The organism is Leifsonia sp. 10N434 (assembly GCF_056394405.1).
Genome location: NZ_JBFTHV010000006.1, coordinates 42320 through 62712, shown reverse-complemented (window position 1 = coordinate 62712; position 20393 = coordinate 42320). Strand labels below are relative to the sequence as shown.

At 68.8% G+C, this 20393-nt stretch carries 19 protein-coding genes; 7 read left to right on the top strand and 12 right to left on the bottom strand.

All coding sequences use genetic code 11. The features are described 5' to 3' along the window. Window positions 1-44: 44 nt before the first annotated feature. The 4 genes from ispG to AC1DB1_RS15295 form a co-directional block, all read right to left on the bottom strand. On the bottom strand, window positions 45-1199 hold the full coding sequence (gene ispG / locus AC1DB1_RS15310; RefSeq protein WP_271178074.1) for a flavodoxin-dependent (E)-4-hydroxy-3-methylbut-2-enyl-diphosphate synthase: 1155 nt from the start codon (window positions 1197-1199) through the stop codon (window positions 45-47). 109 nt (window positions 1200-1308) lie between these two features. Beyond that, window positions 1309-2640: a M50 family metallopeptidase gene (locus tag AC1DB1_RS15305; protein WP_477201416.1), complete on the bottom strand. Its 1332-nt coding sequence runs from the start codon at window positions 2638-2640 to the stop codon at window positions 1309-1311. Between the two features lie 96 nt (window positions 2641-2736). Further along, window positions 2737-3816 (bottom strand): 1-deoxy-D-xylulose-5-phosphate reductoisomerase, encoded by a 1080-nt coding sequence (dxr, locus tag AC1DB1_RS15300; protein ID WP_477201415.1) that lies wholly within the window; start codon window positions 3814-3816, stop codon window positions 2737-2739. 54 nt (window positions 3817-3870) lie between these two features. Continuing rightward, entirely contained in the window at window positions 3871-4848 is a 978-nt protein-coding gene (locus tag AC1DB1_RS15295) for an FKBP-type peptidyl-prolyl cis-trans isomerase (protein ID WP_271178072.1), read from the bottom strand. A gap of 91 nt (window positions 4849-4939) precedes the next feature. Between AC1DB1_RS15295 and AC1DB1_RS15290 the strand changes: the two genes are divergently transcribed. Genes AC1DB1_RS15290 through AC1DB1_RS15280 form a run of 3 tightly spaced genes read left to right on the top strand, consistent with a single transcriptional unit; the run spans window position 4940 to window position 7961 of the window. Next, on the top strand, window positions 4940-6277 hold the full coding sequence (locus AC1DB1_RS15290; protein WP_271178071.1) for an aminotransferase class III-fold pyridoxal phosphate-dependent enzyme: 1338 nt from the start codon (window positions 4940-4942) through the stop codon (window positions 6275-6277). A gap of 16 nt (window positions 6278-6293) precedes the next feature. Further along, the gene (locus AC1DB1_RS15285) at window positions 6294-7154 is read left to right on the top strand and encodes a hypothetical protein (RefSeq protein ID WP_477201414.1); all 861 of its coding nucleotides are present in this window, start codon (window positions 6294-6296) and stop codon (window positions 7152-7154) included. A 48-nt stretch (window positions 7155-7202) separates the two neighbouring features. Continuing rightward, entirely contained in the window at window positions 7203-7961 is a 759-nt protein-coding gene (locus AC1DB1_RS15280; RefSeq protein WP_477201413.1) for a lysophospholipid acyltransferase family protein, read from the top strand. Window positions 7962-7975: 14 nt separating this feature from the next. Here AC1DB1_RS15280 and AC1DB1_RS15275 read toward each other — a convergent pair whose 3' ends face one another. Further along, a complete protein-coding gene (locus AC1DB1_RS15275) occupies window positions 7976-8482 on the bottom strand; it encodes a CGNR zinc finger domain-containing protein (RefSeq protein WP_477201412.1) in 507 nt (168 codons plus the stop codon). A 67-nt stretch (window positions 8483-8549) separates the two neighbouring features. Here AC1DB1_RS15275 and AC1DB1_RS15270 point away from each other — a divergent pair, with 67 nt between their 5' ends. Next, window positions 8550-8822: a hypothetical protein gene (locus AC1DB1_RS15270; protein WP_477201411.1), complete on the top strand. Its 273-nt coding sequence runs from the start codon at window positions 8550-8552 to the stop codon at window positions 8820-8822. A gap of 91 nt (window positions 8823-8913) precedes the next feature. Here AC1DB1_RS15270 and AC1DB1_RS15265 read toward each other — a convergent pair whose 3' ends face one another. After that, window positions 8914-9387, bottom strand: a complete 474-nt coding sequence (locus AC1DB1_RS15265) for an OsmC family protein (RefSeq protein WP_477201410.1) — start codon at window positions 9385-9387, stop codon at window positions 8914-8916. 37 nt (window positions 9388-9424) lie between these two features. Here AC1DB1_RS15265 and gabT point away from each other — a divergent pair, with 37 nt between their 5' ends. Next, the gene (gene gabT / locus AC1DB1_RS15260; RefSeq protein ID WP_477201409.1) at window positions 9425-10786 is read left to right on the top strand and encodes a 4-aminobutyrate--2-oxoglutarate transaminase; all 1362 of its coding nucleotides are present in this window, start codon (window positions 9425-9427) and stop codon (window positions 10784-10786) included. Then, entirely contained in the window at window positions 10783-11781 is a 999-nt protein-coding gene (locus AC1DB1_RS15255; protein ID WP_477201408.1) for an asparaginase, read from the top strand. Before gabT ends, AC1DB1_RS15255 begins: the two co-directional genes overlap by 4 nt. Window positions 11782-11838: 57 nt before the next feature. Here AC1DB1_RS15255 and AC1DB1_RS15250 read toward each other — a convergent pair whose 3' ends face one another. The 4 genes from AC1DB1_RS15250 to AC1DB1_RS15235 are packed head-to-tail and all read right to left on the bottom strand — an operon-like array spanning window position 11839 to window position 15975. Continuing rightward, window positions 11839-12642 carry an ABC transporter permease gene (locus AC1DB1_RS15250; RefSeq protein WP_477201407.1) on the bottom strand — a complete coding sequence of 268 codons (804 nt, stop codon included), beginning with the start codon at window positions 12640-12642 and terminating at the stop codon, window positions 11839-11841. Beyond that, window positions 12639-13562, bottom strand: coding sequence for an ABC transporter permease (locus tag AC1DB1_RS15245; protein WP_477201406.1), 924 nt, complete (start codon window positions 13560-13562; stop codon window positions 12639-12641). Before AC1DB1_RS15245 ends, AC1DB1_RS15250 begins: the two co-directional genes overlap by 4 nt. A gap of 2 nt (window positions 13563-13564) precedes the next feature. Next, entirely contained in the window at window positions 13565-14764 is a 1200-nt protein-coding gene (locus AC1DB1_RS15240) for an ABC transporter ATP-binding protein (RefSeq protein WP_477201405.1), read from the bottom strand. Continuing rightward, window positions 14764-15975 carry an ABC transporter substrate-binding protein gene (locus tag AC1DB1_RS15235; RefSeq protein WP_271178060.1) on the bottom strand — a complete coding sequence of 404 codons (1212 nt, stop codon included), beginning with the start codon at window positions 15973-15975 and terminating at the stop codon, window positions 14764-14766. The genes AC1DB1_RS15240 and AC1DB1_RS15235 overlap by 1 nt, the downstream gene beginning before the upstream one ends. Before the next feature lie 371 nt (window positions 15976-16346). Between AC1DB1_RS15235 and ald the strand changes: the two genes are divergently transcribed. After that, window positions 16347-17462, top strand: coding sequence for an alanine dehydrogenase (gene ald / locus AC1DB1_RS15230; RefSeq protein WP_477201404.1), 1116 nt, complete (start codon window positions 16347-16349; stop codon window positions 17460-17462). Between the two features lie 40 nt (window positions 17463-17502). On the opposite strand, the gene AC1DB1_RS15225 is transcribed toward ald, so the two are convergent. Further along, a complete protein-coding gene (locus tag AC1DB1_RS15225) occupies window positions 17503-18009 on the bottom strand; it encodes a hypothetical protein (protein ID WP_477201403.1) in 507 nt (168 codons plus the stop codon). Between the two features lie 65 nt (window positions 18010-18074). Continuing rightward, the gene (locus tag AC1DB1_RS15220) at window positions 18075-20384 is read right to left on the bottom strand and encodes a transglutaminase-like domain-containing protein (protein ID WP_477201402.1); all 2310 of its coding nucleotides are present in this window, start codon (window positions 20382-20384) and stop codon (window positions 18075-18077) included. Between the last annotated feature and the right edge of the window lie 9 nt (window positions 20385-20393).

Sequence of the window (20393 nt, the reverse complement as noted above, 5' to 3'; positions counted from 1 at the left end):
CCCGGAGTCGGAGTCGGCAGTCCGAGCCGGCAGCCCGCGTCGGCTCAGTGCGCGCCGACGGTGACGACCGGCTCGCCCGACTCGACCGGCGGCATCTCCGCGGCGAGCCGGTTCGCCTCGGCGATCAGCGTCTGCACGATCTCCGCCTCGGGAACGGTCTTGATGACCTCGCCCTTCACGAAGATCTGGCCCTTGCCGTTGCCGGACGCCACACCGAGGTCGGCCTCGCGGGCCTCGCCCGGTCCATTGACGACGCAGCCCATCACGGCGACGCGCAGCGGGACGCTCATGCCCTCGAGTCCGCTCGTCACGTCGTTGGCCAGCTTGTAGACGTCGACCTGGGCACGGCCACAGCTCGGGCACGAGACGATCTCGAGCTTGCGCTCACGGAGGTTGAGCGATTGCAGGATCTGCAGTCCCACCTTGACCTCCTGCGCCGGCGGAGCCGACAGGGAGACGCGGATCGTGTCGCCGATGCCCTCGGAGAGCAGGATGCCGAAAGCGGTCGCCGACTTGATGGTGCCCTGGAACTCGGGGCCGGCCTCGGTGACACCGAGGTGCAGGGGCCAGTCGCCGCGCTCGGCGAGCAGCCGGTAGGCCTTCACCATGACGATGGGGTCGTTGTGCTTGACCGAGATCTTGAAGTCGTGGAAGTCGTGCTCCTCGAACAGGCTGGCCTCCCAGACCGCGCTCTCCACGAGCGCCTCCGGGGTCGCCTTGCCGTACTTCTGGAGGAGGCTCGGCTCGAGGGAGCCCGCGTTGACGCCGATGCGGAGCGAGACGCCCGCGGCCTTGGCCGCCGCCGCGATCTTGCCGACCTGGTCGTCGAACTTGCGGATGTTGCCGGGGTTCACGCGCACCGCCGCGCATCCGGCGTCGATGGCCGCATACACGTAGTTCGGCTGGAAGTGGATGTCGGCGATCACCGGGATCTGGCTCTTCTTGGCGATGATCGGCAACGCCTCTGCGTCGTCACGGCTCGGCACCGCGACACGCACGATGTCGCATCCGGATGCCGTCAGCTCGGCGATCTGCTGCAGGGTCGCGTTGATGTTCGTCGTCGGCGTCGTCGTCATGGACTGGACGCTGATCGGAGCGTCGCCGCCGACGAGCACTTTGCCGACCTTGATCTGACGGGACTTGCGTCGCGGTGCGAGGGTCTCTGGAACCTTGGGCATTCCCAAATTGATTGCTGCCACGGATGCAATCCTACGCGGCCGGGTGAGAGGTGGCTGGGTCCCCGGTGTGCGCGGACCGACCGGATGCCCGGGCGCCCCGTCGACGCCCCGCCGAAGCCCGGCCGCGCGGCTAGCCGAAGAGGTTGACCGGCTTGACGATGTCGGCGTACACGAGCAGCACGCTCATTCCGCCGAGCACGATCACGACCGCGAAGGTGAGCGGCATCAGCTTGGCCATGTCCACGGGACCGGGATCGCGCTTCTTGAACAGCTTGGCCCACGTGCGCCGGATGCCCTCCCAGAGCGCCCCCGCGATGTGTCCGCCGTCGAGCGGGAGCAGCGGGATGAGGTTGAAGACGAAGAGCGCGATGTTCAGCGAGGCGAGCATCCCGATCATCGTGTAGACCTTGTCGACCACCGGCACCCCGTTGAGCGCGGTGAGCTCGCCGGCAGCGCGGCCGATGCCGACGACGCTGATGGGGCCGTTGGGGTCGCGCTCGCCCGAGCCGAAGGCGGCGTTCCACACGTCGACCATGCGCTGCGGCAGGTGGATGATCACGCCGACGACGGCGCCCGTCTGCGCGCCGACGGCCGGGAGCACCGAGGTGACCGGCTGCGGGACCAGCTCCTGCACGGTTCCGATCCCGACGAAGCCGACGCTCTGCGTGAGCACCGTGCCCGACGAGTCCTTGAGCACCGCACCGCTCGCGTCGGTCTTGGCGACCGTGTTCGCCCGGGGGGTGATCGTGAGCGTCTGCTCCGTCCCGTCGCGCTTGACGACGACGGTGAGCGGGCGATCGACCGACTGCCGGATGATGCCCGTCGACTGCGCCCAGGTGGTGATCGGCGTGCCGTCGATGCTCACGATCGTGTCGCCGGGCTCGAGCCCTGCGGCGGCGGCCGGGCCCTCCGGGTCCCCGGACTGGCACGTCTGGCGGGCGCTGGTCGACGGCAGCACGCACTGGCTGACCGTACCGACCGTGGTGGACGCCTGCGGCGTTCCGAAGCCCATCAGCAGCACCCCGAAGAGCAGGACGCCGATGAGCAGGTTCATGAACGGGCCGCCGAACATGATGATGATGCGCTTCCACACCGGGAGCTTGTAGAAGGTGCGCTCCTCCTCGCCGACCGCGACGGTCTCCATGCTGGCGACGCGCGCGTCCTGCGCCATCGACTGCATGAAGCCGGTGGTGGCGTTGCGACCGGCCGTGCCGTCTTTGCCGGGAGGGAACATGCCGATCATCGAGATGTACCCGCCGAGCGGGATCGCCTTGAAGCCGTACTCGGTCTCCCCGCGCCTGAACGAGAACAGCGTCTTGCCGAACCCGATCATGTACTGCGTGACCTTGACACCGAACAGCTTGGCGGGGACGAGGTGGCCGACCTCGTGCAGGCCGATCGACAGCGCGAGGCCCACCAGAATGATGAGCACGCCCAGGATGAACAGCAGCACGGAATCCACGGGTCAAGGCTAGCCGTGGTCAGCTTGGAACGAGCCGCACAAAGGCTCGGTGCGAGCTATCAGCCGGATGTCCGCCCGGCGTCCGTGGGAGCCGGTTCAGCGCGCGATCAGGCGATCGGCCTCGCCGCGGGCCCAGCGCTCGGCGGCGTGCAGCGTCTCACGGCTGAGCTCGTCGTCCGGTTCGTGCTCGTCGACCACCCGTTCGACCGTGTCGACGATGTCGAGGTAGCCGATCGCGCCGGCGTGGAACGCTGTCACGGCCTGCTCGTTCGCCGCGTTGAACACCGCGGGATACGTGCCACCGGCCCGCCCGACGCGCTTGGCGAGCGCGACCGCGGGGAACGCCTCGGCGTCCAGCGGCTCGAACGTCCAGGTGTGCGCCGTCGTCCAATCCAATGGCACGCCGACGCCGGCCACACGGTTCGGCCAGTCGAGGCCGAGAGAGATCGGCAGGCGCATGTCGGGCGGCGAGGCCTGGGCGATGGTCGATCCGTCGACGAACTCCACCATCGAATGGATGACGGACTGCGGATGCACGGTGACCTCGATGTCGTCGTACGGCACGTCGAACAGCAGGTGCGCCTCGATGATCTCGAGCCCCTTGTTCACGAGGGTCGACGAGTTGGTCGTGACGACGAGCCCCATGTCCCAGGTCGGATGCGCGAGCGCCTCGCGCGGCGTCACGTCAGTGAGCGAGGCGCGACTGCGCCCGCGGAACGGCCCGCCGGACGCCGTGAGGACGAGGCGACGCACCTCCTGGGCGGTGCCGGACCGCAGCGCCTGCGCGATCGCCGAGTGCTCCGAGTCGACCGGCACGATCTGCCCGGGCGCCGCGGCCCGCTTCACGAGCTCGCCGCCGACGATGAGCGACTCCTTGTTGGCCAGCGCGAGCGTCGCGCCCGTCTCGAGGGCGGCCAGGGTCGGGCCGAGGCCGACCGAACCCGTGATGCCGTTGAGCACCACGTCGGCCTCGACGGAACGCACCAGCCGTTCGGCATCGTCGGCGCCGAGCGCCGTCTCGGTCACGCCGAACCGCTCCGCCTGTTCGGCGAGCTGCTCCGCAGCGGTGCCCGCGGTGAGCCCGACCACGGTGAAGCGGTCGCGGTTCGCCGCGATCACGTCGAGGGCCTGCGTACCGATCGAGCCGGTGGAACCGAGGATGACTACTCTGCGCACGCCTTCATCGTACGCAGGCGGCGACCGGCGGGGATCAGCGGCGGCCGGCGGGGATCAGCGCGTGGTCTTGAGGATGTCGATCACGAAGACCATCGTGTCGGTGGCCTTGATGTCGCCCTGGCCGGTCTTACCGTAGCCGTCGGCCGGCGGGATGACCGCGATGACCTGGGTTCCGACCTTCTGCCCTTCGAGCGCCTTCTGGAAGCCCTTGACGACACCGGTGGTCTGCAGAGGGGTGGGGGCGCCGCGGCTCCAGCTGGAGTCGAACATCTGCCCGTTGCGCCACAGGACGCCCTTGTACTGCACGGTGACGGTGTCGCCCGACTGCACGACCTCGCCGTCGCCCTGCTTGAGCACGGCGATCTGGGTGGTCGTGGGCGGGTCGGCCTTCGGGATGGTGATCGTGGGCTCGCCGGTCTTGGAGAGCGTGACCGTCGGGAATCCGGCCTTCGGCGCGACGGGCGTGCCGTCGGCGCGCGTCGGAGCCTTGTCGATGCTGTCGACGACGAAGACGACCGGGTCCGTCGCCTTGATCGAGAGCTGGCTGATGTCGGCCGCGCCGAACATCTCCTTGGCGCTGCCCGCGATCACGACACGCGATTTGAGCGGGAGGCATTCGACGGCGCGCACGAGCCCGGGGGCGTACTTGGTGGCGTCGACGGGGATCGCCTGGGCGCCCGTGCCGCCGAACCCGGTCGCCGGGATGAGCTCCTTGCCGGTCGTGCCGTTGTAGGCCGCGATCGCGATGTCGACGGAGTCGCCGCCCTTGACCTCGGAGCCGTCGCCCGTGATCGCGACGCTGCGCTCCAGCGACGATGCCTTGAGCGGCGTCTTGATCGTCACCTTCGGAGTTGCTCCGAATGCGCCGGAGACGGTGACCGCCTTCGACGCGTCTCCCTCCTTCACGTTGATGCACGCGGTGGACGCCGCGGATGCCGATGGCGACGACGACGCCGTCGGGCTCCCGGAGCTGCACGCCGCCAGGCCGGCGACGACGAGGCCGGCGGCCAGGATGGAGAGGGTTTTACGCACGGTTGACACCTTCGTGATCGGGGGGATGCCGTAACAGTCTGCCGCATGCGGCTTTGCTGAAGCTGACAGCGAGGCGACCTACGATGGAACAATGACTCGCGACTTCTCCGTTCCGCAGACCCGTAAGCTCGTCACCGCCCTCCCCGGTCCCCGCTCCGTCGAACTGCAGGAGCGCCGCGTCGCCAGCGTGAGCCGCGGCGCGGGAACGCTCGCGAACATCTACATGGAGTCCGGCTCCGGCGCCATTCTGGTCGACGTCGACGGCAACCGGCTGATCGACCTGGGCTGCGGCATCGGCGTGACCACCATCGGTCACGCGCATCCCGCAGTCGCAGCGGCCGCGGCCGAGCAGGCGTCGAAGCTCACCCACACCCTCTTCACCGTCACCCCGTACGAGAACTACGTGCGGGTGGCCGAGAAGCTCGCCGAGATCACCCCCGGCGACTTCGACAAGCACAGCATCCTGGTCAACTCGGGAGCAGAGGCGGTCGAGAACGCCGTCAAGATCGCTCGCAAGTTCACGGGCCGGCGGGCGATCGCCACGCTCGACCACGCGTTCCACGGCCGCACCAACCTCACCATGGCGATGACCTACCGCCCGTGGCCGGAGCGCGCGGGAATGGGTCCGTTCCCCGGTGAGATCTACAGCGTGCCGATCAGCTACCCCTTCCGCGACCCGGAGGGGATGACCGGCGAAGAGGCCGCCGAGCGCACCATCGACTACATCAACACCCACATCGGCGCCACCGAGCTCGCCGCCCTGTTCGTCGAGCCGATCCAGGGCGACGGCGGCATCATCATCCCGGCTCCCGGCTACTTCAAGCGGCTCTCCGAGTTCTGCACCGAGAACGGCATCGTGTTCGTCGCCGACGAGATCCAGGCGGGCATCGGACGCACCGGCACCTGGTACTCCATCGAGCACCACGGCGTCGTCCCCGACCTGGTCACGAGCGCCAAGGGCATCGCCGGCGGCTTCCCGCTGGCCGCCGTGACCGGCCGCGCCGAGATCATGGACGCCGTTCAGCCGGGCGGCATCGGCGGCACGTTCGGCGGCAACCCCGTCTCGACGGCGGCCGCACTCGCCGTGTTCGACGTGTTCGAGCAGGAGAACCTGCTCGAGGAGGCCAAGCGCGTCGAGAAGGCCCTGTGGGCCCGGATCGGCGACTGGGCCGAGAAGTTCCCCGTGGTCGGCGAGGTGCGCGGCAAGGGCGCGATGTTCGGCATCGAGCTCGTGAAGCCGGGCACCAAGACCCCCAACCCGGATGCCCTCAAGGCCGTGCTCGCCCACGCCACGGCCAACGGTGTCATCCCGCTCGACGCGGGCAGCTGGGACAGCGTGCTCCGTCTGCTGCCGTCCGTCATCATCAGCGACGAGCTGATCGACGACGCGGCGACCGTTCTCGAAGAGGCGCTCGCGCGCGTCAGCTGAGCGCGGCGTCGAAAGAATGCGGATCAGGCGCTGGCGGCTGCTCGTCGGGGTCGTGGCGGTCGCCACGGCCCTGTCCGTGCTCCCCGCGATCGGTGTGAGCGCCGACGAGAAGGCGTCGTTCGACCCGGGCGACATCATCAGCGACGACAGCTTCTTCAATCCGAACGCGATGACAGAGGCCGATATCCAGCAGTTCCTCGACGACCGGACCTGCACTCCGAAGGACGGGGTGCCCTGCCTCGCCCGCTACCGGATGGACACGCCGGACACCCCGGCGTCGAAGGACCGCTGCACGGCGATCCGCGGCGAACGGGATGAGCGTGCGAGCAGCATCATCGCCCGCGTCGCGGCGGCCTGCACGATCAGCCCCCGGGTGCTGCTGGTGCTGCTGCAGAAGGAGCAGTCGCTGCTGACCGCGCCCAGCGCATCCGGTTATCAGAAGGCCACCGGCTACGCCTGCCCGGACACCGCGGCCTGCGACCGCAAATACTTCGGATTCTTCAACCAGGTGTACCGGGCGGCCTGGCAGTTCAGGGAGTACACGGTGCATCCCACCGACTGGCGGTATCAGGTCGGCGAGAACCGCATCCAGTTCCATCCCGACGCGACGTGCGGCACGAGCCGCGTCACGGTGGCCAACCAGGCGACGGCGAACCTCTACAACTACACGCCGTATCAGCCGAACGCGCAGACGCTGGCGCGTCCGGCCGGCAAGGGCGGCGCCTGCGCGACCTACGGCAACCTGAACTTCTCGCGCCTCTACAACCAGTGGTTCGGCTCGCCGCTCGCCGTGCGCTTCGCCGGCTGGCTGCCCTCGTGCCTCACCTACGTGGGCGGGTTCGGTTGCCCTCCGATCGCGCCATTCGGCCGGATGTGAGCGCGCACATACCCACCAGGGAATACGCACGCGACTAGTCTCGTACGCGTGACGAAGACCGAACCCGACGAGGGGCCGAACGCAGTGAAGCGTCCGGGCTTCACGTATCTGTTCGGGCGCACCGTCGTCGGCGCCATCGCCCGGCTCGTTTACCGGCCGACCGTCATCGGGCGCAAGAACGTGCCGCGCGAGGGGGCGATCATCCTCGCGAGCAACCACCTGTCGTTCATCGACAGCATCGTCATCCCGCTGATGGCGCCCCGCCGGGTGCAGTTCCTGGCGAAGTCGCACTACTTCGAGGGCACGGGCTTCAAGGGCTGGCTCTCGCGCTCCTTCTTCACCGCGATCGGCGCTGTCGGCGTCGAGCGCGGAGCCGGTCAAGCGGCGCAGGACGCCCTCGACCAGTCGAAGCGCATCCTCGACACCGGCGCTGCCTTCGCGCTCTATCCCGAAGGAACGCGCTCGCTCGACGGCCGCCTCTACAAGGGGCGGACCGGCGTCGGCTGGCTCGCGCTCACGACGGGCGCCAAGGTCGTGCCCGTCGGCCTCATCGGCACCGACCAGCTGCAGCCCGTGGGAACCAAGATCCCGCGGGTCAGGAAGTTCACCGTGGCATTCGGCGAGCCCATCGACGTCAGCCGCTACGGGCCGGCAGAGTCCGGTCGCGCTCGGCGTCAGGCCACCGACGAGATCATGGCCGCCATCCACGGCCTCACGGGCCAGGAGCTCGCGGAGAAGTACAACGAGGCTCCCCCGGCCGGCGCGGTCGAGCGCGTGAAGCGCGCCCTGCGTCCCGAGCGGCTCTAGCGGGTCTAGCGGGCTTAGCGGGCCGCTGCGTCTCGCTGCTGGTCCACCGGTTCGGCGTCGTCCTGCTTGGCGCGGTAGGTGCGCGCCTTCTGCCTGTTGCCGCAGACGCCCATGCTGCACCAGGTGCGGGAGCCGTTGCGGGACACGTCGTAGAACGCCCAGCGGCAGTCTTCCGCCCCGCACAGCTTCACGCGCCCGAACCGGCCCTGGATGCTGAGGATCAGGGACGAGGCGACCGCGGCCTCCGCTGCCGTGTGGGCCGCGAGTCCGACGCTGCGCTCTCCGCAGGTCGTCTCCAGCCCGACGGACGGGAGGTCGGCCTCTTCACCGTCGACGACGGCTCGCAGAGCATCCCGCACGCGCTTCGCCTCGGTGCGGTCGCCCGCATCCACCCCGTGCTGCTCGGCCCAGGCGCCGAATCCCGGGGCATCGTCGATCGCGTCGATGCCGTCTTCCACGTCGAGCGTGTTGAGGAAATCGACGAGCAGGTCGGCGCCCAGCTCGGGAGCATTCGTACGCATGTAACCATTGTAACTCAATAGCGGGTTACGGTAAGCTCTAACCATCAAAACAAGTTAGGTGGTTATCATGCATCCGCTCACACTGTGGCTGACGAGCATCGCCGAACTGGGCGAGCGCGAGCGCGACCGTGCGATGGAGCGCCGTCAGCGCGAGTCGCGCGACGACGAACTCACTCCCCTGGCCCGCGACGGCCGCTGGGCAGCCGCCATGCACCGCTGGGCAGAACGCTCCGCCTCGCCGGAGGTCGCGGCTCCCGCCGCCACGGCGCAAGCTCCGCTGGCGCCGATCTCCGCTGCCCCGATCTCCACGGTGCCCACGGCGCGTCTAGGCTGCGCCTGACCCACGCCCACAACAATCGAGTCCGGGAGAAATCGCCGCCGCCGCGAGGCGGACCGCGATTTCTCCCGGACTCGATTGCGTCGGCCGCCGGTCAGGCGAGGACGAGGATCTCGGGGGCGTGCTCGACGGGGAAGTTCATCGACGCGGCGATGAAGCACTTCTCGGCCGCGGGGGCGTGCAGCGCCGCGGCGAGCTCCGCCTGAGCGGGGTCAGCGACCGTGACTCTCGGGCTCAGCAGGACGCTGGTGAAATGGCCGCCGCCGTTCGAGGTCTGCTCCATGACCCCGGTCGCCGCATCCGTGTATCCGACGACCACGACGCCGGCCCGCGCCGCCTCGGCGAGGTAGCTCAGCATGTGGCACTGGCTGAGGGCGGCGAGCAGCAGCTCCTCGGGGTTCCAGCGGTCACGGTCGCCAAAGAAGACGCGGTCGGCCGACCCCTCGATCGGATGCTTGCCCTCCACCGAGACCACGTGGTCGCGCCCGTAGTCCTTGTAGCCGCTCGTGCCGCTGCCGCGGTTCCCTGTCCACTGAAGGTCGATCGCATAGCGGTGGTCGAGGTTCATTCTTCGATTCTCGCACCCCGGCTAAACTCGAGTCATCATGACTGACACTGTGAGCACCGCTGCGCCCGTTTTCTCCGTCGCGCAGGAACGTCGAATCGTCACCGCCATCCCCGGCCCGAAGTCGCAGGAACTGCACGCGCGACGCCTGGCCGTCGTGCCCGGCGGGGTGTCCTCGACCCTGCCGGTGTACATCGCCAAGGCGAACGGCGCCGTGCTCGTCGACGTCGACGGCAACCAGTTCGTCGACTTCGGCGCCGGCATCGGGGTCACGACGGTCGGCCACACCGAGACCGCCGTCGTCGAGGCCGCCGCGAGCCAGTTGCAGGACGTCATCCACACCCTCTTCACCATCACTCCGTACGAGGAGTACGTGCGGGTCGCCGAGCTGCTCGCCGAGCACACCCCCGGCGATCACGCCAAGAAGACCGTGCTCGTCAACTCGGGCGCCGAGGCGGTCGAGAACGGCGTCAAGATCGCCCGCAAGCACACCGGTCGTCGCGCCGTCGCCGTGCTGGACCACGCGTACCACGGTCGTACGAACCTCACGATGGCCATGAACTTCAAGGCCATGCCGTACGCCACCGGCTTCGGTCCGTTCGCCGGCGATGTGTACCACGCACCGAGCTCCTACCCGTACCGCGATGGGCTGAGCGGCGCGGAGGCGGCCGCACGCACGATCGGCTACCTCGAGAAGGTCATCGGCGCATCCGACCTCGCGTGCCTCGTCGTGGAGCCCATCCAGGGCGAGGGCGGCTTCATGGTCCCGGCCGACGGCTACCTCCCGGCCCTCCAGGAGTGGTGCACCGCCAACGGCGTCGTGTTCATCGCCGACGAGATCCAGAGCGGGATGGCCCGCACCGGCGCCTACTACGCCAGCGAGCACTTCGGTCTCGTCCCCGACCTCGTGCTGAGCGCGAAGGGCATCGCCGGTGGCCTGCCGCTCGCCGCCGTCACGGGACGCGCCGAGATCATGGACTCCGCCCAGCCCGGCGGTCTCGGTGGCACGTTCGGCGGCAACCCGGTCGCCGCGGCGGCCGCCATCGCCGTGTTCGAGGAGATCGAGAAGAGCTCGCTGCTCGACGAGGGCGCACGCATCGAGAAGGCGCTGAAGCCGGCGCTCTTCGAACTTCAGAAGAAGTACGACATCATCGGCGACGTGCGCGGGATCGGAGCGATGCTCGCCATCGAGCTCGTGCAGCCCGGCACCGCCTCCACGACCAAGGAGCCGAACGCCGCCGCCGTCTCGGCCATCGCCGCGTACGCGGCCGAGCAGGGGCTGCTGGTGCTCACCGCCGGAACCTGGGGCAACGTGCTCCGGTTCCTGCCCAGCCTCGCGGTCTCCGACGAACTGATCGCCGACGCCGTCTCGGTGCTCGACGACGCCTTCGCCGCCCTGTGAGCGCCGCCGTCTTCAGCGCCGCCGACGCCGTCGAGCTCGCGGTCGTCGAGCGCAGCGGTTTCGTCGAGTCGCGTCACGTCGGCTCGGCGATCGTGCTCGGACCCGACGGCTCCGTCGCCCGCTCGCTCGGGGCGCCGTCGGCGCCGGTCTTCCCGCGCTCCAGCATGAAGCCGTTCCAGGCCATCGCGATCATGGGTTCCGGGGTCTCACTCGATGGCGCCGCCGCGGTGCTGGCCACCGCGAGCCACGCCGGCACCCCCGCCCACCTCTCGGTCGTCCGCGGACTGCTCGCCCAGGCCCAGCTGCCGGAGAGCACGCTCAAGTGCCCGAGCGACTGGCCGCTCGACTCGGCGTCGCGCGACGACGTCATCCGGGCGGCCGAGCACCGGCAGCCGATCTACATGAACTGCTCCGGCAAGCATGCGGCGATGCTGCTGGCCTGCGTCGTGAACGGCTGGCCCACCGAGAGCTACCTCGACCCGCAGCATCCGATGCAGCAGCAGGTGCGCGACGTCGTCGAGCGCCTCACCGGAGACAAGGTCGTGGCGACCGGCGTCGACGGATGCGGTGCTCCCGTCCACGCGATGGCGCTCTCGACGCTCGCCCGTGGCATCCAGCGCATCGCCACCGCCTCCGACGGTTCGCCCTTCGCCCTGTACCGCAACGCCGCGCTGCTGAAGAATGCCGTGCTGGCCAACGGCTGGGCGATCGACGGCCCCGGCCGCGCGAACACCGTGGTGATCGACGAGCTCGGCGTCTTCGCCAAGCTCGGGGCCGAGGGTGTCATGGTCATGGCCGCGCCCGACGGCACCACCGTCGCACTCAAGGTCCTCGACGGCAGCCTGCGTGCGGCGACCATCGTCGCCCTTTCGCTGCTGGCCGACGCCGGCGCCGTCGACCGCAGCGCCGTCGACGCGGTCGCACCGAAGCTCGACCTCGCCGTGCTCGGCGGCGGCGAGCCGGTCGGAGAGATTCGCGCGACCTACGCCGCCTGACGGACCCGACCGCAACGGCCCGGCACTGAACGTGCCGGGCCGTGCGGTTTCGGGGGTCTACCGGATGCGCGCGAGCCGTTTCGCGCGGGCCGCCGAACTGAGCTGCGTGATCAGCACGACCAGGATCGTGATGATGAAGACAGCCGACGCGATCACGTTCGCCTGCGCCGGGATGCCGCGCGACGCCGCGATGTAGATGTACATCGGGAAGGTCGTCACCGCCCCCGCGTTGAAGTTCGTGATGATGAAGTCGTCGAAACTCAGCGAGAACGACAGCAGCGCCGCCGCCAGGATGCCCGGCAGCAGCAGCGGGAAGGTGATGCGCCAGAACACCGCGATCGGCGAACCGTAGAGGTCGCGTCCCGCCTCCTCGAGTGCCGGGTCGAGGCTGGCGACGCGCGCCTTCACCGTCACGACGACGAAGCTGATGCAGAACATCACGTGGGCGATGACGATCGTGCCGAAGCCCTTGTTCACGCCGAGGCTGAGGAACTGGGCGGCCAGACCGGCGCCGAGCACGACCTCGGGGCTCGCCATCGGCAGGAACAGCAGCAGGCTCGTCTGCGAGCGGAACCGGAACCGGTACCGCATGAGCGCGATCGCGATCATGGTGCCGAGGACGGTCGCGATCACCGTGGCGATGATGCCGATGATGATGCTGGCCGCGAACGCGTCGCAGATCCCGGCCGCGTCGCACACGTTCGTCCAGTTGTGCCAGGTGAACCCGCGCCACGCGATGTTGTTCTTGAGAGACGCGTTGAACGAGAAGATGAACGTGTAGATGATCGGGATCATCAGGAACGTCAACGCCAGGAAGGCGTAGATGCCGAGACCGAGACCCTTGAACCGGAAGCCTTTCACAGCAGGTCCTCCGTTCCGCTGCGCTTCACGTAGAAGCCCACGATCACCAGGATGACCGCCATCAGCACCACGGACATCGCGGCCGCGGTCGGGTAGTTCTGCAGCACCAGGAAGTTGCTCTCGATGACGTTACCGATCATCGACGTGTCCGCACCGCCGAGGAAGTCCTGCGACGCGTTGATGTAGTCGCCGGCCGCCGGGATGAAGGTCAGCAGGGTGCCCGAGACGATGCCGGGCAGCGACAGAGGCAGCGTGATCTTGCGGAAGGTGGTCCACGAGCTCGCGTACAGGTCTGATCCGGCCTCGAGGTACCGGGTGTCCAGGCGCTCGAGGGTCGTATACAGCGGCAGAGTCATGAACGGGATGAAGTTGTAGGTCAGACCGAAGATGACCGAGAACGCGGTTCCGGTGACGTGCGCATCCGGTGGCAGGATCGAGAGCGCCTTCAGCGTGCTGGTGAAGAACGAGTCGTCGGAGAGCAGCTGCTTCCAGGCCAGGGTGCGCAGCAGGAAGCTGATGAAGAAGGGGGCGATGACCAGGGTCATCAGCAGGTTCTGCACCAACGGGAAGCGCCGCACCTTGACACCGATGAAGTACGCCAGCGGATAGCTGATCAGCAGGGCGGCCGCGGTGGCGATGGTCGCATACACGAACGACCGGATGATCTGCGGCCAGTACTCGGCGATCGACTCGGTGTAGTTCTCCCACCGGAACGCCGCCTGATACTGACCGATGTCGCCGTCGACCACGGGGGCCTGGAACGAGGTGATGATCAGCGAGATGAGCGGCGTGAGGAAGAACAGCACCAGGTAGAGCACGCCGGGCAGCAGGAGCACGAGTGCGATCCCGCTCCGGCGACGCTGCGTCGGCTCCTGCTCCGTTCCGGGCGGGGCGGCGGTCGTGAAGGCGGCGAGGGCCATCCTCAGGCCCCCTCGAGCTCCGAGAGCAGGCGTTCCTTGGCCTGCGTGGCGATCATGTCCGTGTCGGTGTCGTCGGAGAAGCGCCCGTCGGCCGGCGGCTCGTCGGCGAGCACGAAGGTGTGCTGCGCATCCCAGGCGACCCACACCTCGGTTCCGAGCGCGACGACCGGGCCCGACGCCATGTTCTGGGCGAAGACGACGACGCTGCCGAGACCGGGGATCGCGATGATGTACTGCGTGCTCACTCCGCTGAACGAGACGTCGATCACGCGGCCGGGGCCGAGCTGGTTGCGGCCGGCCGGGACGGCCTCCGCAGTTTCGTGCAGGGTCAGCTTCTCGGGGCGGACGCCCACCGTCACCGAGCCCGTCGTGCGCTGCGCACGCGCCTTCGGAACGGAGATGCGATGGCCGGCCACCTCGACACCGATCGTGTCGCCGCCGCCGTCGAGCACCGGTCCGACGAAGAGGTTGGACTGTCCGAGGAAGTTGGCGACGAACACCGTTGCCGGCAGCTCGTACAGCACCTCGGGCGCGCCCATCTGCTCGATCGAGCCCTTGTTCATCACCGCGACGGTGTCGGCCATGGTCATGGCCTCCTCCTGGTCGTGGGTCACGTGCACGAACGTCAGGCCGACCTCGGTCTGGATCGACTTGAGTTCGAGCTGCATCTGGCGGCGAAGCTTCAGGTCGAGCGCGCCGAGCGGCTCATCGAGCAGCAGCAGGGCCGGGCGGTTGACCACGGCCCTCGCGAGCGCGACGCGCTGCTGCTGACCGCCGGAGAGCGACGCGGGGCGGCGCGCGGCGAGATGGTCGAGCTCGACCAGTCGCAGGGCCTCGTGCGCCTTGGCTACCGGATCGCTGATCCTGCGCCGCCGCAGCCCGAAGGCGACGTTCTCGAGGATCGTCATGTGCGGGAAGAGCGCATAGCTCTGGAACACGGTGTTGACCGGCCGCTGGAACGGCTTCGTGTTCGTCACGTCCTTGCCGCCGATCAGGATGGAGCCCTCCGTCGGCTCCTCGAGTCCTGCCACCAGTCGCAGCGTTGTCGTCTTGCCGCATCCGGACGGCCCGAGCAGGGCGAAGAACGACCCGGCCGGAATGGTGAGGTCGAGGTTCTCGATCGCCGTGAACCCCGGAAAACGCTTCTTGATCCCGACCAGCTGCAGGTCGGCGCCGGACTCGGCGAACACTCCCCTGGCCATCAGGCGCCCAGGATGACTTTCTGGAACGCCGTCTGATACTTCTGCTCCTCGGCCGGGGTGAGGGTGCGGAAGATGTGCGCGTTCGCCAGCGTGGAGTCATCCGGGAAGATGAGTTGGTTGTCCGCGAGGTCGGGGTCGATCTTGACCGCCGCCTCCTTCGCGCCCACCACCGGCGTGATGTAGTTCACCCAGGCGGCGACCTCGGCGGCCACCTCGGGCTCGTAGTAGTAGTTGATCAGCTCTTCGGCGTTCGACTTGCGGGTCGAGCCGATCGGGATGACGAAGTTGTCGCTCCAGAGGGTTCCGCCCGCCTCCGGCAGGATGAACTCCCAGTTGTCGCCGGCCTCGGCGTTGAGCTGGGTGATGTCGCCCGACCAGCAGATCGCGGCGAGCGTGTCGCCGCTCTTGAGGTCGTTGAGGTACGAGTTGCCCTTGATGTTGCGGATCTGGCCGTCGCTGACCTCTTTGGTGATCTTGTCGATGGCCTTGTTGTAGTCGTCGTCGCTGAACTTCTTCGAGATGTCGACGCCCTGCTGCAGCATGAGCAGGCCCATGGTGTCGCGCATCTCGCTGAGCACGCCCACCTTGCCCTTGAGCTCCGGCTTCCAGAGATCGTCGACCGACTTCAGGCCGCCGGGGACCTTGCTCTTGTTCCAGCAGATGCCCGCGAACCCGCTCTGCCAGGGCAGCGACTTCTTGCGACCGGGGTCGAAGTCCGCGTCCTGCAGCGCCGGCGTCAGGTTCTTCTTGTTGGGGATCTTCGCCTCGTCGAACGACTGCACATAGCCGAACCGGATGAGACGCGCGATCATCCAGTCGGTGAGGCAGACCGTGTCGGCGCCGATGTCCTTGCCCAGTGCGAGCTGGTCTTTGACCTTCGCGTAGTAGGTGTTGTTGTCGTCGACGGCGACGTCGTACTTCACCGAGATGCCCGTCTTCTTCTCGAAGGCCTCGAGCGTCGGGTACTTGCCCGCGTCGTCCTGGTCGAGGTAGGCCTGCCAGTTGGCCCAGGTCATGGACTTGTTCGACGACGACTGGTCTTTGGCCGCGGTGGGCTTGCTGGACGCGCCACCGGTCGAGCAGGCAGCGAGGGCGAGGGCCGCCGCACTCGCTCCGGCGCCGGCCAGAATGCTGCGTCGCGTCACCTGCGACTGCGCAACCTGTACGAGCTTCTGGATCATCGGGTCTTGCGGAAGCTGCCTGGGTTTCACTGTGGTGCTCCTTCGGGGTCGAACACGATCACACAACATTCGCTCTGACGAGGGCCCGCGCCGTCGCGGTGGGATGATCCTGGCATACGACGAAGCGATGCGCAGCAGTTAGGGAGCAAATCGGCCATTTGGAAACACAATCTTTACGAAATCCGTTCCGTTCCGCCCATTCCGCGCGGGAAACCGCAGAACGGGCGGTCCACTGGGCGGCAGTACCGATCTCCACTGCCGAGTGCGCTGGCGAAATCGACGATTTCGTCACACAGAATTTACGAAATCAGCAGCCGATTGCACGAAATCCGGTCGAAATCGTCGGTCGGTTGCGGCTAGGGTGAGGTGCGAACCACCCACGTCGACGTGTTAGGAGCCTCATGAAGGTCGCGATCCCCCGCGAAATCAAGAACAACGAGTTCCGGGTGGCGATCACACCGGCCGGGGTCCACGATCTGGTGGCGAACGGTCACGAGGTGTTCGTCGAGACGGAGGCCGGGGTCGGCTCGTCCATCCCCGACGAGCTCTATGTCTCCGCCGGCGCGACGATCCTGCCGGATGCCGCGAGCACCTGGCAGATCGCGGATCTCGTTCTGAAGGTCAAGGAGCCGATCGAGAGCGAATACGGCTACTTCCGTCCCGGTCTCGTGCTGTTCACCTATCTGCATCTCGCCGCGGAGGAGTCGCTCACCCGCGCCCTCATCGACGCTCAGGTCACCGCGATCGCCTACGAGACGGTGCAGCTTCCGAACCGCGCCCTCCCCCTGCTCGCTCCGATGAGCGAGGTGGCCGGCCGGCTCGCGCCGATCGTCGGCGCCAACACGATGCTGAAGCCGAACGGCGGCCCCGGGCTGCTGGTGCCCGGCGTCCCGGGAACCCACCCCGCCGTCGTCACCGTGCTCGGCGGCGGTGTCGCGGGCACGAACGCCATCGGCGTCGCCGTCGGCCTCGGCGCCGAGGTCACCGTGCTCGACACCAACATCGCGCGGCTGCGTGAGCTCGACGCTCTGTACGCGGGCCGCATCAAGACCATCGCCTCGAACAGCTTCGAGATCGACAAGGCGGTCGTCGCCTCCGACCTCGTGATCGGTTCGGTGCTGGTGCCCGGCGCGAAGGCGCCCAAGCTGGTCAGCAACGAGCTGGTGTCGCGCATGAAGCCAGGGAGCGTACTCGTCGACATCGCGGTCGACCAGGGCGGCTGCTTCGCCGACTCGCACCCCACGACGCACGCGGACCCCACGTTCACCGTGCACCAGTCGCTGTTCTACTGCGTCGCGAATATGCCCGGCGCGGTCCCGCACACCTCGACCTACGCGCTCACGAACGCCACGCTCCCGTATGCGCGCGCGATCGCGAACCGCGGCTGGCGTGACGCGCTCGCGGCGGACCCGTCACTCGCACTCGGGCTCAACACCCACGCGGGCCGGGTCACCAATGCCGCGGTGGCCGACGCGCACGGCCTCACGGCGGCGACCCTGGAGTCAGCGCTCTCCTGAGCGGCTCAGCCGGGACGCCCGGGCGTCCGTCGCCCGTTCGTCAGCTGACGTCGAACCACTGATCGCCGATCTCGACCCGCGTCCCGCGCGTCACCCGGTACCGGCGTCCGGCATCGCATTGGCGCGCCTCTGCACCGAGCGGCCGGGCGACCGTGCCGTTGCCGGAGTATCGGTCGCAGATCCAGAGCTCCCCCGCCTCGATCCCGAACTCGAGATGCGTCTTCGAGACCGATCGCGTCGGGTCGTTCACTGCGACGAGCTGATCGACCTGCTCGCCCGGCTGGGTGATCGGGCGTCGGCCGATGAGGCCGGACCCGCCGACCTCGATGCTGTCGCCGGTCGAGAAGCTGAGCGTGTAACGCGCCGGCGGGGCTGCGACGGGCGGCGCCGATTCGATCGGCACGATCGTCATCGCCTGGGTCTCCGGCAGGCCGTCGTCGTCGAGGAAACGACCGGCGACGGCCGGCTTCGGCAACGGCTCGACGATGGTCGTGTCCGACGGCCGCGAGTCCGCGATCGACGGCGGGCGCACACGCGTCGCCGTCACGGAGCTTCCACACGATGGGCAGAACAGCGTGCCCTCGGCCAATTCGCTGCCACACACCCGACAGGTCACGGTCTGCCTTTCTTTCTGTTGGTACCCCACCCACGGTAGCCGAGGGATCGCAGGGAGATCGCAGCGACGAACCGTTTCCAGCGGGTCTCCCGCTTGGCCAGCGCATGTCGCAGATCGTCGACGGCACGCCAGACGGAGTCGGCCTCGGCCGGCGACGGAGCCGTCGGGCTGAACACCGCGCGGTCGGCGACGCCGGCGAGGGCCGCAGCCCGGGAGCCGCCGATCGTCGTCGCCATCTCACGGCGGGTCGCCGCCGGCGGAGGATCGTAGCCGTGGTCGAGGGCGGCGTCCGCGAACTCGCGCCAGCCGCCGGAGATCCGCTCCAGCGCCGTCGGGGCCGACCGCCGCAGCGTGCGACGCCGCCATTTGGCTCCGATCACCGCGAGGAACGGCGCGGCGAGCACCGCGAGCACCAGCAGCACCCAGCCGACGATGACGAGCACGCCGAGGATGGTGTCGAGAACGGGATTGGGGGGTTGCTGATCCGACGTGTCGACCTGCGCCTGCGGCGGCTCCTCGCGCTGGGTGGGCGTGTCGTCGACCGGGGGCTGCACGTTGGTCTGGGGGCGCGAGATCTGGGTGGGCTGATCCGGCTTCTTCGGAGGCACGGGCCGCACCGGCGGCGTGGGATCGACGGTGACCCAGCCGCTCTGCCTGGTCTGCACCTCGATCCATGCTGAGACGTCCGACCCGGTGAGGGTCGCCGACTGTCCGGCGGCGGTGACCTCCGGGGCGACGAAGCCGATGACGACGCGCGCCGGGAAGCCGAGCTGCCTCGCCATCAGCGCCGCGGTCACCGCGTACTGCTCCTGGTCGCCGAGCATCGGGATGTCGGTCAGCAGCTCCGTGATGCGGTCGGCGCCGTGGCCCGAGCGGCTCGGCGGCTCGTCCGGAGCGATCCCGTGGCTGATGTAGCCGTTCTCGGCGAGGCCCTTCAGCGCGGCAGCGAGACGGGCGCCGGTGCCGGTCACTCCTGCGGTGTACTTCTGCAGGGTCTGCTGCAACTCGTCGGGGACGACCGTCGGCTTCGGCACCTCCGCGCTGCCGGGGGTGGTCTTCGCCAGCTGATCGCCGGTGAACTGCGGCTTCACGACGGTGTCCAGCGTGTAGCTGTCGCCGGCGCGGAGCCCGCGGGTCACCGCGGCGGTCCCGGTCACGTCGTTGTAGAAGAACGAGTCGGTGAGGTCGCTCGCGTCGGACCCGGCGAACGTCACCTGCTCCAGCTGGCCGCTGCCGGGCACCCAGGGGCCGGTGTAGCCGCGCACCGTGACGTCGAGGCGGTCGGCGGTGCCGCCGGCCCTGGGCTGATCGAGCCGGTACGGCATCCTGGTGAACGATCCGGACGCGCTGGTGACGTCGTCGTTGCCCACCGAGTACGTCACGCCGTCGTAGGTGTCGAGAGTCGCGATCCGGATGCGCCGGTCGGCGGGGATGCCCCGAACGGTCAGCATGGGCTCCTCGGCCTTCGCCGGCTCGAGATAGGCACGGAATCCGCTCAGCGGGCTCGGATAGGCGCGCGGGTCGAACGGCTGCTCGACAGCGGTGCGCACCACCTGCCGGTCGTTGTGCGCGGGCAGCAGCAGGCTCGCAGCGGTGCCCGCGACGCCCGCGACCACCAGGATGACCGCAGCCCCGGCGACCGTGCGCGCGCCGACGAAGCGACGCTCGCGCGGCGACTCGACCGCCATCCCGCTCTGTTCGGCGAGGCTCCTGATCGCCTCCGACCGCCGTTGCCAGCGCAGCCACATCGTCCAGGCCAGCAGCACGGTCAGCAGAGTGAGGCTGAGCCAGAGCGGCACGGGCGCGGTCGCCGAGCCGAGCAGCACCCCGGCGAGCAGCAGCACCATGGGCGGGATGGCGCCGAGCTCTCCGTGCCGAGCGCGCAGGCCGATGGACGCCGAGACGACGATCGAGAGCAGTGTCAGGATGAACGCCGGCACCAGCAGCGCCTGGTACGACCCGACGGGCAAAGAGATCGTGACGAGCTGCTTCCAGCTGAGCCAGGTCGCCTGCACCAGGTCGACGAAGCCCGGCCAGGTCGGAAGCAGGCCGCCGGCCGAGGCCTGCCCTGGCACCGCGAGCTGCACGCCGGCGCCGAGGAACACGACGACCACGAGGAGGGCGATCACGATGCTCGGCCACCGGAACACGGCCCCGAGCACGGCGATCGCACCGCCCAGTAGCAGGGTCCCGCCCAGCATCACGACGAACGCGGCCGACTGGTAGACGCCCCAGAACGACCAGGCGGCGAGCGCTGTGGCCGCGAGGGAGAACAGCATCGTCACGACCGCGGGTCGCACGCGCATCCGGTTCAT

Coding starts and splice junctions, on each gene's coding strand:
- AC1DB1_RS15290 (WP_271178071.1), top strand. CDS start 4,940: ATGACTCGCGACTTCTCCGTTCCGCAGACCCGTAAGCTCGTCACCGCC.
- gabT (WP_477201409.1), top strand. CDS start 9,425: ATGACTGACACTGTGAGCACCGCTGCGCCCGTTTTCTCCGTCGCGCAG.
- AC1DB1_RS15245 (WP_477201406.1), bottom strand. CDS start 13,562: ATGGCCCTCGCCGCCTTCACGACCGCCGCCCCGCCCGGAACGGAGCAG.
- ald (WP_477201404.1), top strand. CDS start 16,347: ATGAAGGTCGCGATCCCCCGCGAAATCAAGAACAACGAGTTCCGGGTG.
- AC1DB1_RS15265 (WP_477201410.1), bottom strand. CDS start 9,387: ATGAACCTCGACCACCGCTATGCGATCGACCTTCAGTGGACAGGGAAC.
- AC1DB1_RS15240 (WP_477201405.1), bottom strand. CDS start 14,764: ATGGCCAGGGGAGTGTTCGCCGAGTCCGGCGCCGACCTGCAGCTGGTC.
- AC1DB1_RS15270 (WP_477201411.1), top strand. CDS start 8,550: ATGCATCCGCTCACACTGTGGCTGACGAGCATCGCCGAACTGGGCGAG.
- AC1DB1_RS15220 (WP_477201402.1), bottom strand. CDS start 20,384: ATGCGCGTGCGACCCGCGGTCGTGACGATGCTGTTCTCCCTCGCGGCC.
- AC1DB1_RS15275 (WP_477201412.1), bottom strand. CDS start 8,482: ATGCGTACGAATGCTCCCGAGCTGGGCGCCGACCTGCTCGTCGATTTC.
- AC1DB1_RS15285 (WP_477201414.1), top strand. CDS start 6,294: ATGCGGATCAGGCGCTGGCGGCTGCTCGTCGGGGTCGTGGCGGTCGCC.